The sequence below is a fragment of the Siccirubricoccus soli genome, from assembly GCF_024178315.1.
Lineage (GTDB): Bacteria > Pseudomonadota > Alphaproteobacteria > Acetobacterales > Acetobacteraceae > Siccirubricoccus > Siccirubricoccus soli.
The window spans coordinates 1-13478 of the sequence record NZ_JAMZIK010000127.1; the positions used below are offsets into that span (position 1 = coordinate 1).

At 69.7% G+C, this 13478-nt stretch carries 12 protein-coding genes and 1 pseudogene; 9 read left to right on the forward strand and 4 right to left on the reverse strand.

Annotation, left to right across the window (positions count from 1 at the left end; genetic code table 11):
* The first annotated feature begins 344 nt into the window (after positions 1 to 344).
* On the forward strand, positions 345 to 2162 hold the full coding sequence (locus NJ376_RS19710) for a putative bifunctional diguanylate cyclase/phosphodiesterase (RefSeq protein ID WP_252954998.1): 1818 nt from the start codon (positions 345 to 347) through the stop codon (positions 2160 to 2162).
* A gap of 431 nt (positions 2163 to 2593) precedes the next feature.
* Here NJ376_RS19710 and NJ376_RS29390 read toward each other — a convergent pair whose 3' ends face one another.
* Together NJ376_RS29390 and rutA are read right to left on the reverse strand one after the other, a co-directional pair.
* A complete protein-coding gene (locus NJ376_RS29390; protein ID WP_252954999.1) occupies positions 2594 to 4063 on the reverse strand; it encodes an AAA family ATPase in 1470 nt (489 codons plus the stop codon).
* A gap of 378 nt (positions 4064 to 4441) precedes the next feature.
* Positions 4442 to 5521, reverse strand: coding sequence for a pyrimidine utilization protein A (gene rutA / locus NJ376_RS19720; RefSeq protein WP_252955000.1), 1080 nt, complete (start codon positions 5519 to 5521; stop codon positions 4442 to 4444).
* Positions 5522 to 5630: 109 nt separating this feature from the next.
* Between rutA and NJ376_RS19725 the strand changes: the two genes are divergently transcribed.
* Both NJ376_RS19725 and NJ376_RS19730 read left to right on the forward strand, forming a co-directional pair.
* Positions 5631 to 6521 (forward strand): polysaccharide deacetylase family protein, encoded by an 891-nt coding sequence (locus NJ376_RS19725; protein WP_252955001.1) that lies wholly within the window; start codon positions 5631 to 5633, stop codon positions 6519 to 6521.
* Complete coding sequence (locus tag NJ376_RS19730) at positions 6521 to 7000, forward strand: hypothetical protein (RefSeq protein ID WP_252955002.1); 480 nt, start codon at positions 6521 to 6523, stop codon at positions 6998 to 7000. Before NJ376_RS19725 ends, NJ376_RS19730 begins: the two co-directional genes overlap by 1 nt.
* A gap of 29 nt (positions 7001 to 7029) precedes the next feature.
* On the opposite strand, the gene NJ376_RS19735 is transcribed toward NJ376_RS19730, so the two are convergent.
* Entirely contained in the window at positions 7030 to 7281 is a 252-nt protein-coding gene (locus tag NJ376_RS19735; RefSeq protein ID WP_252955003.1) for a hypothetical protein, read from the reverse strand.
* Positions 7282 to 8142: 861 nt separating this feature from the next.
* Here NJ376_RS19735 and NJ376_RS19740 point away from each other — a divergent pair.
* The 6 genes and pseudogenes from NJ376_RS19740 (at position 8143) to NJ376_RS19760 (ending at position 12820) form a co-directional block, all read left to right on the forward strand.
* A complete protein-coding gene (locus tag NJ376_RS19740; protein WP_252955004.1) occupies positions 8143 to 8784 on the forward strand; it encodes a YcbK family protein in 642 nt (213 codons plus the stop codon).
* 573 nt (positions 8785 to 9357) lie between these two features.
* Positions 9358 to 9534 (forward strand): annotated as a pseudogene (locus NJ376_RS29395) (Arm DNA-binding domain-containing protein); the annotation flags it as partial.
* 89 nt (positions 9535 to 9623) lie between these two features.
* Positions 9624 to 10031 (forward strand): phage integrase central domain-containing protein, encoded by a 408-nt coding sequence (locus NJ376_RS19745; protein WP_252955005.1) that lies wholly within the window; start codon positions 9624 to 9626, stop codon positions 10029 to 10031.
* Positions 10004 to 11959, forward strand: coding sequence for an AAA family ATPase (locus NJ376_RS29400; protein WP_252955006.1), 1956 nt, complete (start codon positions 10004 to 10006; stop codon positions 11957 to 11959). The genes NJ376_RS19745 and NJ376_RS29400 overlap by 28 nt, the downstream gene beginning before the upstream one ends.
* A 373-nt stretch (positions 11960 to 12332) precedes the next feature.
* Positions 12333 to 12542 carry a hypothetical protein gene (locus NJ376_RS19755; protein ID WP_252955007.1) on the forward strand — a complete coding sequence of 70 codons (210 nt, stop codon included), beginning with the start codon at positions 12333 to 12335 and terminating at the stop codon, positions 12540 to 12542.
* Between the two features lie 125 nt (positions 12543 to 12667).
* Positions 12668 to 12820 carry a hypothetical protein gene (locus tag NJ376_RS19760; protein WP_252955008.1) on the forward strand — a complete coding sequence of 51 codons (153 nt, stop codon included), beginning with the start codon at positions 12668 to 12670 and terminating at the stop codon, positions 12818 to 12820.
* Between the two features lie 57 nt (positions 12821 to 12877).
* Here NJ376_RS19760 and NJ376_RS19765 read toward each other — a convergent pair whose 3' ends face one another.
* A complete protein-coding gene (locus NJ376_RS19765; protein ID WP_252955009.1) occupies positions 12878 to 13381 on the reverse strand; it encodes a hypothetical protein in 504 nt (167 codons plus the stop codon).
* Between the last annotated feature and the right edge of the window lie 97 nt (positions 13382 to 13478).

A 13478-nucleotide genomic window follows, 5' to 3' on the forward strand; every position in this document is an offset into this window, starting at 1 on the left:
GGAGCTGGCCGGCGAGGCGCGGCTGCTGGCCGAGGAGGCCGCGGGGGCGGCGGAGCTGCCGCGGCTGCGGCGGCTTGTCGAGCGCGCCGGCTTCTCCGCCCGGCTGGCACGGGACGCGCTGGGCCGGCGCGGCTGCGGCTGACACCGCCCCGGACGTTCCCTGCTTTCCGAGGCGGATATCGCGCGCAGGCTTGGTGTGGCGGCTGCGCGCCAGCCTCAAGGACATGCCGGCGGCGCGCCCGTGGACCGACACCGGTCAGAGTTCCGCACGACCGGCATAAGGGGCCGCCGCGGCCCGGAGCGGCGTTTACCCTTTCTCATCCGGGGCCTGGGATGCTGCCCCCATGCCCTCCGCGCCACTGCCCGAGAACGAGGTCGACCGCATTGCCGCGTTGCAGGCGCTGCAGGTGCTCGACACGCCGCGCGAGGACCGCTTCGACCTGTTCGCCCGGCTGGCGGCCGATATCGCCGGAACCCCGATGGCGGCGGTGACGCTGGTGGATGCCGCACGGCAGTGGTTCAAGGCCTCGGTCGGGCTGCAGATGCGGGAGACGCCGCGGGAGCTGGCCTTCTGCGCCCATGCCATCCTCGGCCCGGCGCCGCTGGTGGTGGAGGATGCCGCCGCCGATCCGCGCTTCGCCGCCAACCCGCTGGTCATTGGCGGGCCCGGCTTCCGCTTCTATGCCGGGGTGCCGCTGGTGCAGCGGGACGGCCAGGCGGTCGGCACGCTCTGCGTCTTCGACACCGTGCCGCGGCGCCTGACCGCCCGGCAGCTCCACCGCATGGCGGAGCTGGCCCAGGGGGTGATGTCCACGCTGGAGATGCATGCGGCGCTGAAGGCGCTGGGCGCGCTGGCGGCGCAGGACCCGCTGACCGGCTGCGTCAACCGCGGCGCGCTGCATGTCGCCCTGGCCAAGCTGGGCGGCGCCGGCGCCCCGGCCACCGCCGTGCTCTGCCTCGACCTCGACCGCTTCAAGGAGATCAACGACCTGCTGGGCCATGCCGCGGGCGATGCCGCGCTGCGGGAGGTGGCGCGGCGGCTGCGCGCCGCGGTGCGGGAGCATGATCTGGTGGGGCGGCTGGGCGGCGACGAATTCGTCGTGCTGGCCAAGGATCTGGGCTGCGGCGAGGACGCCATGGCGCTGGCCCGGCGCATCCATGCCGCCTTCGCCGAGCCCTTCAGCTTCGAGGGCCAGCCGATCCGGCTCCGCACCACCCTCGGCCTTGCCCTCTACCCCGCCGATGCCCCGGATGGGGAGGCGGCGCTGCGCCTGGCCGATGCCGCGCTCTACCGCGCCAAGCGCTCCGGCTTCGGGACGGTGCGCCATCTGGCCGATGCCGAGCGGGGCGGGGTGGCCGGGGGCGGGGTGCGGGCCACGCTGGGGCGCGACGAGATCGCCAGCGAGCTGCGGCTGAGCCTGGCCGGCGAGCCCGGCTCCGCGCCGCTGCTGGTGGCCTGGCAGCCCATCTTCTCCGCCGCCCTGCCGCGCCGGCTGGTGGATGCGGAGGCGCTGGTGCGCTGGCCGCGCCGGGTGGAGGAAGCAGCGCTCGGCCCCGGGGATTTCCTGCCGGCGGCGGAGCGCCACGGGCTGATGGCGCGGCTCGACCGCCATGTGCTGCGCGCCGCCTGCCGGGAGGCGGCCGGCTGGGCCATGCCGCTCGGGATTTCGGTCAACCTCTCGGCGCCGAATTTCCTGACCGTGGACCTGGTGAGCGGGGTGGAGGCGGCACTGGCGGAAAGCGGGCTGGCACCGGAGCGGTTGACGCTGGAGGTGACGGAATCCGCGCTGATCGGCGACATGGCGCGGGCGCGGGGGACGCTCTCGGCGCTACGCCGCATCGGGGTGCGGCTGGCGCTGGACGATTTCGGCACCGGCCATTCCTCGCTGGCCTATCTGCGGGACCTGCCCTTCGACAAGGTGAAGATCGACCGCAGCTTCATCGGGCAATTGGCCGAGGATCCGCGCGCCCTGGTGCTGGTGCGGGCGATCCTGCAGCTCGCCCGCGGGCTGGGGCTGGCGACGATCGCGGAGGGGGTGGAGACGTCGCAGCAATTGGCGATGCTGCAGACGGAAGGGGTGGATGGGGTGCAGGGCTATCTGCTGGGGCGGCCGGGGCCGGCGGAGCTGTTCCTGCCGGTGCGGGACAGGCTGCGGGCCTGAGGCTCGGCGCTGGAAGCCTTGACTGTCTGCGCCGGTATCGCGCGAAGGGCTGGTGTGGCGGCTGCGCGCCAAACAGGCAGCCATATCGCCCGCAGGACCGTTGACCATGGGTCGGGATGCGGGCGGCCGGTATGAAGGGCCAGGGGCTCCCCTTGTGTCGCCGGCGGGCTCCGCCCCTTGGCGGCAGTGCTACCCCTCCCCGGATCCTGGAGCATGCGGCGTTCGCTTGCGCTCACGCAGCCTGCTCCAGGCCGTTGTTTTGCGAGCGTCTTCACGCGGTCAGATGCTTCCATCTGAACGCGATCTGCTCTAGGCCGGCAGGTTAAGCCAGCAGACCCGGACCGGGGTCGGGGGAGGAGTATCCCCCCCGGCGGGGTCCAGGGGCAGAGCCCCTGGCCGGGCCCGGGGCGGAGCCCCGCCTTGGCTACCTCTCAGTGTGCGCCCGCCAGCGCCGCCTCCGCCGCGATGCCGAGGCAATCCTCGAGCTGCGCCCGCAGCCGCCGCAGGTTGCGGTGCCCGCCGAAGCTGCGGCGCAGCGCCATCTGCGCGGCGGGGTCCAGCGCCGGCAGCTCCGCCGCCGTGCAGCCCGCCTCCCGCGCCACTTCCCGCAGCAGGCTGGCCAGGGTCTGGTCGAAGATGCTTTCCGGCGGCGGCGCCACCTGGTGCACCGAGAGGCGGGAGAGCAGCGGCGCCGGGATGCCGCGCGTCTCGTTCGCCGCCATCACCCAGAGGACATGGCCGAGATCGGCGGTGGTGCGCAGGCATTCGTCGTACCAGGCGCCGGCGCTTTCCGGCTCCACCATGGCCAGCAGCGTGTCATGGGCGCGGCCATTGGTGTCCCGCTGGCCGCCGGCCTTCTCCACCTCATCCAGGAAGAGCAGCGGGTTGGGCGCGCCGAGCCGGGCGATCTCCGCCACCGGCCAGGCCGGGGTGGCGGCGGACCAGCCGCGCGCGGTGCCCTGCAGGCAGCGATTGTCGGTGGCGCCGCCGAGGTTGAGCGCGGCGAAGGGCAGGCCGAGCGCCTGGGCCAGCCGCCGGGCGAACCAGGTCTTGCCGATGCCGGGCGGGCCGACCAGCAGGATGGGCCGCAGCCGCGGCGAGGGCCGCCCGGCATGCAGCGCCAGCGCCAAGCGGCGGCGGATCTCCGCAATGGGGGCGGCGAAGGCCGGCGCCGCCTCCGCCAGGGCGGCAAGGCGCGCCATGGCATCGGCGGGCGGCCGGTGGAAGGGCAGGGGCGAGGTCAGGCGCTGGTAGGGGATCCAGTCGCTGCGCTCATTCGGTGGCTCGAAGGCGCCGAGGATGGTGGTGGCGGGGCCGGCGGGGCGGGGTTGCGGCGCGGGCTCGGCCTGGGCGGCGGCGCGTGCGGGCGGCAGCTCCAGCGCCTCCTGCAGCCGCTCGGCCAGCGGCCGGGCACTGTCCGTGCCGGGGACGAAGCGCATCCAGAGATCGGCGGCCAGGCGGGTGCCGAGGACGAAGCGGCGCAGCCGTGCCGGATCGCCGGCCGAGAGGTTGCGCGCCTTGGCGTGCAGCCGGTGCTGCAGCACCTCGATGCAGGCCAGGGCGCCGGCGCGGCAGAGTGGGCCGCCGCGCTCCGCGACGATGCGGGTCGCGGCCAGCAGCAGGCTGGGGCCTTCGGCGAAGCGGCCGGCGATGGCGCCGAAGCGGGCGGTGAAGTCCAGCAGCCCGGCATCGTCGCCCAGGCGGGTCGGCGCCTCCCCGATGCGGGAGGGAAAGAGAGGCGAGCGGAGATGGTCGAGCAGCGCCTGCTCGAGGGCGGTCAACTCGGCCGGCTCGATGGTCAGCCAGAGGGCGAGGGGCGGGGTTGTCGGGTCGCCGAAGAGGAGTCGGGAGGCTTCGGTATCGGCGGCGAGGCTTTCTGAGGCGGGGATGGTGTCCGGCACGGCCTGGCTCTTGGGGTTCACGCGGGAAGGGTGGCAGTATGAACTCGCCAGTTCGTGAATACAATTCTACGAAGAAGATAGGGATTCGTTGAAACCGGAACGCTCGGCGCCAATCCCGGCCTGGCGGCCTGCCCTGGGCGGTGCGGGTGATGGCCGGCGGCGAGGCGGCCGGGCCGGCATGGCGTGGCAAGCGCGGCTGCCGCATCCGGGCAGGGCTCAGGCCCACCGCGTGACATGCCGGGCCTTGCGGGTCCGACGGCCTGTGGCCGGCACGCCACATGGCCCTCGCCAGCGGGCCGGGCGCGGGCCTGTTCTGTCCGGTGTGCGACATACCGGCCTGCGCCGCCCGGCCCGGAAGGCCGGGGCTCCAGTCGGGGCTCAGGCCGCCAGCTTCACATGGCTGCGGCACCGCATCAGCGGCTGGATGCGCTGGCCGAACTTGTCCATGCCGAGGAGGAAGTCATCGAAGGTGAGCATGATGCCCTTCACCCCCGGCATCGCCGCCGCCTCGTCCAGCATCCGCGCCACCTCGGCATGGCTGCCGACCAGCGTGCCCATGTTGAAATTGATGGGGGAGGGCGAGCGCTGGATGGCCGCGGCCATCGACGTCTCCTGCGCCGTGGTGTCATGCGCCGCATGGCCCAGCAGATGCGCCAGCGCCTCGCGGTCGGCGCCCTTGTTGTAGGCATCCCATTTGGCGAAGGCGGCCTCCGTCGTCTCCTCCGCGATGATCATGTAGAGCATGTAGCTGCCGACATCGCGGCCGGTCTTCTGCGCATGCGCCAGCATGCGGGCGGGCACGCCGGCGGCCCTGGTGGGCTCGTTCACGCCCTCGCCGAGCGCGAAGTTGAAGTCGCAATACCGGGCGGCGAATTCCATGCCGCGGTCGGACTGGCCGGCGGCGACCACCTTCATCGGCGCCTGCGGGCGCGGGCTCAGCTTGCAGCGGTCCATCTGGAAGAACTCGCCCTTGAAATCGGACTCCCCCTTCTCCCAGAGCTCCCGCAGGATGTGCACGTATTCCGTGCTGTAGTCGTAGCGGCGGGCGAAATGCCCGTCGCCCGGCCAGAGGCCCATCTGGGTGTATTCCACCTTGTGCCAGCCGGAGACGATGTTCACCCCGAAGCGGCCGCCCGAGATGCTGTCGATGGTGCTCGCCATGCGGGCGACGATCGCCGGCGGGATGGTCAGCACCGCGGTTGAGGCATAGAGCCGGATCCTGCTGGTGACGGAGGCGAGGCCGGCCATGAGGGTGAAGCTTTCCAGCCCATGGTCCCAGAATTCGGTCTTCCCGCCGAAGCCGTGCAGCTTGATCATCGAGAGGGCGAAGTCGAGGCCGTAGCCCTCCGCCTTCTGCACCACCTGCCTGTTGAGCTCGAAGCTCGGCATGTATTGCGGCGAGGCGGCGGAGATGAGCCAGCCATTGTTGTTGATCGGGATGAAGACGCCGATGTCCATGGGTGTACCTCTTCCGGAGGGCTGGGCTTGCAGCGGCTGGGTTTTCGTCCGGCCCGGCAGATGACGCCGGAATTCAGCAAACCGCGTGCCAGAATGCGGAGGAGATGCGATGAGCGAGGCGAAACCCTGGGAATGGCCGGAGGCGGAATGGCGCCGGATCGTGGGCAATGCCCGGGCGGGGCGCAGCCTGAAGCCGCGCGCCTGGCCGGGCGGGGAGCGTTGCGCCGTGGCGCTCTCCTTCGACGCGGATCACGAGACCATCCCGCTGCGCGACGGCGACCCGAGCCCGATGCGCATCAGTCAGGGGCAGTATGGCAACCGCCAGGGCGTGCCGCGCATCCGGGCGCTGCTGGCGCAGCACGGCATCCGCGCCAGCTTCTACTACCCCGCCGTCTCCGCCCTGCTGCACCCGGAGGAGGTGCGGGCGGTGGCCGCCGAAGGCCATGAGATCGGCATCCATTCCTGGATCCATGAGGCGAACACCGCCCTGCCGCCCGGGGTGGAGCGGGAGCTGACCTTGCGCGCCGCCGATGTGCTGGAGCAGGCGGCCGGCCGCCGCCCCGTCGGCATCCGCACGGCGAGCTGGGATTTCTCGGTGGAGACGCTCGGCATCATCCGGGAGATGGGGCTGCTGTATGACAGCAGCCTGATGGGCGATGACGATCCCTATGAGCTGCTGGACCAGGGCGAGCCGACCGGCATCGTCGAGCTGCCGCCGGAGTGGATCCGCGACGACGCGCCCTATTTCAACTTCCTCCGCTTCAGCGCGCACCGGCCCTATACGCCGCCCTCCGGCGTCGAGGAGATCTTCCGCGCGGAGTTCGACGGCGCCTGGGAGGAAGGCGGGCTGTTCCTGCTGACCATGCACCCGCACATCATCGGCCATCGCAGCCGCGTGCCGCTGCTGGCGCGGCTGATCGAGCACATCAAGGGGCGCGGCGCGGTGTGGTTCGCGACGCATGAGGAGGTGGCGCGGCATGTGAAGGCCGCGGCCGGCTGATGCGCCGCGCGGCGTCCCTGGCGGCCGCCTGCCTGTTGGCCGGGCAGGCCCTGGCGGCGGAGGGGGAGGGGGTGATCGGCGCCTGGAGCGGCACCTATCGCTGCGCCCAGGGACTGACCGGGGTGACGCTGACCGTCACCCAGGCGCAGCCGGAGACAGCGGAGGCGCTGTTCCCTTTCTACGCCGATCCGCGCAACCCGGGCGTGCCGACCGGCTGCTTCCTGCTGCAGGGGCGCTACGACCCGGCCTCCGGGCGGCTCAGCCTGCGGGGCGGGCCGTGGCTGCTGCGGCCGCCGGGCTATGTGGTGGTGGATTTCCTCGCCCAGGTGGATCCGACAGGGCGGGGCTTCTCCGGCCGCGTGGCGGGGCCGGGCTGCAGCAGCGTCCAGCTCGAGCGGCGAAAGGCCGCAGCGGTGCCGGCGGCGTGCCGGACCATGTCCGAGGCGGGGGCGGAGGCGCTGCTGGCGGCCGGGCCGTAGAATTGCCGGCGTGACGGCAGCGGCGTCACTCAGTGGGCGAAGAGCGGCTCCCGGCCTGCATCGGCCACGAGGGCCAGCCTGTCGCCCGGCAGCGGCTCGCCCGGCGTCTCGAGCCGGCCGAAGGCCGCCATCCATTCATAGATGGCCGTCTTGCTGGACGGCGCGGCCACGACGTCGCGCCAAGTGGCGGGAAGGCCGGCATCCTTGGCGAAGGCCACATGCAGGCCGAGCCAGTGCAGCCGCACCTGGTTCTCGGTTTCCGAGACGGTCAACGGGCTCATCTTTTCGCCTCCTGGCACCTTGTGCTGGTCGATCATGGGGGCCTCACGGTTTCGCGAAAGTTGCCGTGGCCGCGAGATGTTGCGGCAGGCATAGGGTCTGTGCGGAACGAAGGCTGTGCCTTTGGGCACGCGGTGGACGGGACGCCGGCCCGGCGGAGGCCGGCGCTGTCGGGGACAGGCGCGCCCGCTTCGCAGGCTCGGCGTGACGCCGGGGGGGCGAACCCGGCCGTTGGCGAGGCGGATTCCCCGCCAGGCCTGGAGCGATATCCGATCAGATGATTCATCTGATTGGATATCGCTCCAGGGCGATCCGGCCGAGGGTTGGATGCGATGAGCTTCGCTCGTTCATCCTGCGCCGGATGTTCGTTTGTATCGGCCAGGACTCAATCCGACAGCCAGCGTTGGCCGTGCGAGCCGATGAGCGTGTCTGCCGTGGTCAGTGGCGCATCCGCTGCCCGTCGCCCATGGCATATTCGCGGTGACGTCCCATCGGCAGATGATCAGCGTACTGGGGGCGAGCGAGCTTCCCGCCGCATGGCGAGCAGCCCCGGCTCATCCATGCCGGCGAGGATGCCGGTGGTGGGCGGGATGCAGGCATAAGGCTCCTGCTGACTGGTTCAGCCGGCCGGGGTGAAATCCATGCAGGATTCGCCGCCGACCTGGAAGTGATTGCCCGGTTCGGACTGCAGCACATCGAGACGCCGCAAATGCCTTGTCAGCAAATGCCGTGTCAGCGTGCTGCCTCTCGGTTGAGGGCTGGAAGCGAAAGCGGGGATCCAACGCGAATTGTGAATCACGCTATGCGGAGATCGCACGAGCTTGGGTTTCCCCACATAGTACGACAGTCTAGCAGAAACGGCGATGAACCGACGCATCCTGCTGCTCAGTCTCACTACCTCGGCCGTGGCTGCGACCAGCATCGCTACGGCTCATGCGGCTCCCGACAGGCGAGATGGTCGTCGCGCGGCCAGCCCGACATCGAGGCGCCTGCAGTTGCGGCACGCGGCAACGGGTGCGCGCTTTTCCGGGCCCTATCATAACGGGACGGCAGTCGACCCGGTCGCCATGGCCGAGCTTTCCATCATCCTGGCCGATACCCACACCGGCGCCGTACGGCCATTCGACCCGCGAGCGATCGACATTCTTTGGGAAGTGGCTCACCAAGCCAGGCTCGATCGCGATGAACTGGTCGTGCTGTCTGGCTACCGCACGCCTGAAACCAATGCTGCTGTCGACGGCGCGGGCGACAGCCAGCATCTGCGGGCAGGCGCGCTCGATGTGTATGTTCCGTCGTCGCAGCTGGTCGGAGTCCGGGACGCAGCGCTGGCACTGCAGCGCGGCGGAGTAGGCGTCTACGAGCGGCGCAGCTTCGTCCACCTCGACAGCGGGCCGGTGCGGCGATGGGGCGACGTAACCCCGGGCCCGGCCGGCCCCGCCATGGCACAGCCGGATGACCGGATCGCCCGCCTAAGACAGGCATGGGCCCCTTTCCGCTGGCGCTAGGAAAGGACGCTCCTGTTCGGTTGGAGGCAGACCTCGCGGCGCTGACCCAAGCGGCAAGGGCTTCTTCTTTCGCGTCGGACTGCGCGATCTGGGTTCCCCGGGACCCGCCTTCCCTTCTGAGACAATGCGGACCGCCGGTCTATGACGCCAAGGCCCGAGTGGAACTGGACAGGGTCGTGGCCTGCGTCCCGGAATTGGATCCGGGATCTGGGAGAGATTTGGCCTTCTTTGGAAGGTCAGGATGCCGGGACCAGGTTCCAACGCCGGGACGAATCATCAAGACCGCTGCGGCAGAGGGAAACCGGCGGCGTGACGAGGCGGCGGCGAAGAAGATCCGGCCTGCCAACAGCCAGCAGGCGGCTGCCGCAGCGCGAAAATCCTGAAGGATTTCAGTGGCGTCCCCAACGGACGCCATTGAGAAATCTACGACGATCTTTGGCCATCTCCGAAAAGGGCTTTCTTCCTTGCAGTCAGCGCGTCTCGTTTCTACGTCCGTCTAACTTGATCCTCTCCCATCCCCGCCACCGTTGGGGGTAGGCATGGGGGTAGGACATGGGCCGGCTGACTGCGGTCATGGTGAAGGCGCTGCGCCATGACCCCACGAAGGGGGCGCGCCCCGTGCGCTTCCCGGATGGTGACGGTCTCTATTTGCAGGTGGCGCCCAGCGTCGGCCGGGCAGGAGAGAAGCGCGAAACCAAGTCCTGGCTGTTCCGCTTCACCTTGAACGGCAGGGCACGAGAGATGGGCCTCGGGCCGGTCGGTGAGCCCCCTGCCGGGGTGCCGCGCTCGCCGAGGCCCGCAAGCGCGCCGCGGCGGCCCGTGCGCTGCTGGCGGATGGCGTGGACCCTATCGAGAGCCGCCAGCGCGACGTTCGCCAGCGGGAAGCGGCTCGCAAGGCCGCAGCGCAAGCCGAGGCCCGCACCTTCCGCACGGTGGCGGCGGCTTGCATCGCGGCCGAGGCACCCGGCTGGAAGAACCAACGTACCGCCGCGCTGTGGAAGTCCTCGCTCGAACAGCATGCCTTCCCGGTGCTGGGCGATATCCCCATCGCCGAGATCGACCGTGCGAAGGTGCGAGAGGCGATAGACGCGGTGTGGGTCTCCGCTCCCTCCATCGGCCGCAAGGTGCTGCGGCGCATCCTCCCGCGATCCGCGCCATATGCGAATCCACCTACACCGAACTGTCTCCAAGCGGCGGCGGGCTGCATGTGTGGTTCCATGTGGACACGCCATTTCGTCAGGTGGTGACGACGCTATCCTTGCCGAACGGATCGGAAGTCGGGTTCGAGCTGTACTGCGACAGGCGCTACATCACCCTGACGGGGCATGGCGACGGCGCACGGCGCGCCATTGCGTATGTGGGTACTGCGGCCTTCAATGAAGTCCTCGCGCTGCTGAACAGAGGGCCATCCACGTCCGGGCAGGTGGGAAGGCGAGCGCAGGGAATGGAGCACCGTGGCGAACCCGTGTTCGATCTCGGGGAACCGCCATCGCACATCAAGGCAGAGTTCGCGCGCCTAAAGGCCAAGCGGGGAGCAGGTGTGCTTTCCGACTTGGAGGGCGGGCTCGACTCCACACCACTGCCGATGCTCGCCGACGCGTGCATGTTCCTCGCTCGTGCCGGAGCTGCGCGCGACGAAGGTGGCTTCACCCGGATCGCACAGGGTGTCGCCGGCTGGATGCGCTATCATCCTGAGCAGAACGAGGCGGCGTACAGGGCGCTGGACGACGCCTGCAAGGTCGCGGGCGGCAACTACAACGAGGCCGATAACCGCGCCCGCTTTGAACGCCATGTAGCGAACGCCAAATGCGATGGCCTGAACGGTGCGTCGATCTTGCGCGACGCATCCAAGCTGGGCTGGCGCCCATCGGTTGCCCCCACGGGCGGCGCGGTAGGCAGCGCCAGCGGTGCGACGGCAAGTGCAGTGGCGGGTATGGCGGCAAGTAGCGTCAGCACTGCCGGGCCGCGCAGTGCCGCCAACCTAGCGATGCCGCCGAATCGGCGATGGCTGCATGGAACGGACTTGATGCGCGGCACGGTATCCCTGCTCGTTGCGCCGGGTGGCCGAGGCAAGTCGGCGCTGCTGTTGGCCATGGCACTGGCATGCGCCACCGGCAAGCGGTTGCTTGGCCAGCATGTCTATGCCTCGGGCGGCTTGTCAGTGCTCTACATCGCGGCAGAGGAGGGCGCCGATGAACTGGCGCGGCGCTTGTGTGCCGCAAAGCGGCACCATGGCGTGAGCGATGCTGAGTGCGGCAGCTTTTTCATCGCGGGGGTAGATCAGATGAAGCTGACGCTGCTCACCGCCGATGAGCGTGCCCGTCCCGTGTTGCCAGAGGAGGGTTGGCGGCACCTTGAGTCGGAGATCGTGCGATTGAAGCTGGACGTTCTGATTCTCGATCCGATGGCAAACCTGTCTGCCACCAGCCTCAACGACAACCATGCCGTGACGATGATGATGGCGCGCTTCACGGAACTGGCTGTCCGACACGATATTGGAATCATGATCGCGCACCACACTCGCAAGGGTGCTGATCTTGGATCACAGGAGGCAGCAAGCGGCGCGGCAGCGATTGTGAACTCCGCTCGCATCGCCCTCGCGCTAGAGCAGCGAGATGCGGCAGCGATAGGCGTGCCGCCTGGAGACGAATGGCGCTACTCTCGCATCGTGTCCACCAAGTCGAACAACGCGCCGCCAATTCTTGCCTCACGTTTGGTCAGGCTCGTGAGCGTGACCCTGCCGAACAGGGCGCCGCCGCTCTACCCCTCCGGTGACAGTGTGCAGGGGGCGGAGCCCTACACGCCGCAGAAAGCGGCATGGCCGGAGACGGTCATGCAGGTTGTGAAGCACACCATCGCCACGGCGCAGCCGCCGCTCTCTCCATCGCCGCAAGCGCGGAGCAGGAATGCCGTCGAAGCCATCGCAGCGGCCCTCCGTGTGGCGGGACGGGAGCACGCTCAGGCTACGGCCTACGGTGCATTGGAACACGCCATCAAGGAAGGGCTGGTCGCAGAAGAAGACGTGAGGCTGCCGAAGACCAGCGGCGGCGGCGGCAGCTATGCCGCCAAGGCCCTCCGCATCGTGCCGGGCCGGTCTTGGCCCGGTGATGATATGGGGACTGGGCAGGGGAGCGCTGGCGTCGTCGGCGCTAACGCTGCGGGGTGCGACGCATGACCTGCCTGCCGACACCGCCGGTTCGAGGGGCAGGGTGGGTGTGGACTTCGCGGTTCACCACGGTCACCACGGTTCACCCCGGTGCCGTCTAAGAGGCTGTGGTGGCACCGGGTGCCCTCCCCCTGGAGGTGCACCACGGTGCACCAGGGGGGTTATAGGGGGGTGGTGTGGTGACGACCGAACTGTTGCATTACCCCCCCCCGTTTTCCCTGGCTTTCCGCATAGTTGTCATTCCGAAACTAGAGGGGTTTTCACCACAGTCTCCCGGAGGAGACCGTGGTGACGCATCCAGCGCCGCCGGAACGGCGTGTCACCACAGTCTCACCAGGGTCTCCCGTTCCGGCGAGGCCAATCATCAGGAAGGAGAGTAGGAATGCATGCTTATCCATCGACCACTGCCTTCGCCATCCGGAACGTGGTGAAGCAGGCCAAGCGCCAGGGGCGCTCCATCATCGAGAACCCGGTGACAGGTGCCCAGTTCACACCCGATGACAGCGTGGGCGCTCAGGTCGAGCGCGCCGATGCGGCGCGGCGGGCGCGAGTGGAATTTCATACCGAGGAACCGGGATTCCCCTGCCACTGACCTATGCCGAGCGGGAGGCGCTGAAGCGGGGTGGTCTCGGGCAAATCGTCGCGTGGTTTGCCTCATCCTCGCTGCACCGCCGTCCCGGGTCCTGGCATCCGGCGTTCCGGGACTACGTAGCGGCCGTGCTGTACGACCCCCACCTGCGGGCCGTCGTCAGCCGATATGGCGAGCTGGAAGCGGAAACCGTCGCGCTGGAAGGCCGCTTCCCGCCGAAGCCGTTGTCCGGCATGCGGCCGGGCAACGCCATTTACCAGCCCGCCACCTCCCGGGGCTAGGAGGGCGTCATGCAACAGAGCGGCAGCACGCCGCTCTGTTGCACTACATCGCGGCGACTATTCCTCCGGCTCGATAACAGGCGCCGCCCGACTGGTGACGATGCGCCGCTCTCCGCCGATGTTGATGATGAGGTTGAGGCCCTGGCGGTGCGGGTCCTTCGGGGCGCCGATGCTCCGCAGCCGGGCAACCGAATCGATGGCGCGGGTGATCTGCCCGGAGAGCGCCGACAGCGCGACCAGCGCCTTGCCCTGCGCCGCGTCGTCGGCCGCCGTCTCCAGCCGCGCCAGAGACCGCCGCAGGGTGTCGGTCAGCCCGTCGAGGTGCACCCGCTCGGCCGGCGTTGGAGGGGCACCAGCGGCAATCTGCCGAGCCCGCTTCACCGGCGCCGCCAGTGCGGTTGCCGGAGCCGATAGGCGAGCTGCCGCCGCGAGCTGCGGGGCGACGTGATTTTTGCGATGCCGCTCGACCGCATCCGCGCCGAGACCATGTGCCCGCGCGACGCTGCCGGCTGACTGACCGGCCACCAGGGCGGAGTCGATGGCCCCTTGGGCAATGTGCATGCAGGCGGTGCAACGTCTCGGCATGGGATCAATATAGCCGATCCGCGAATCCCGCAGAACGAAATCACGCTCCGCGTTTCCCCCGCATTTCAGCCCG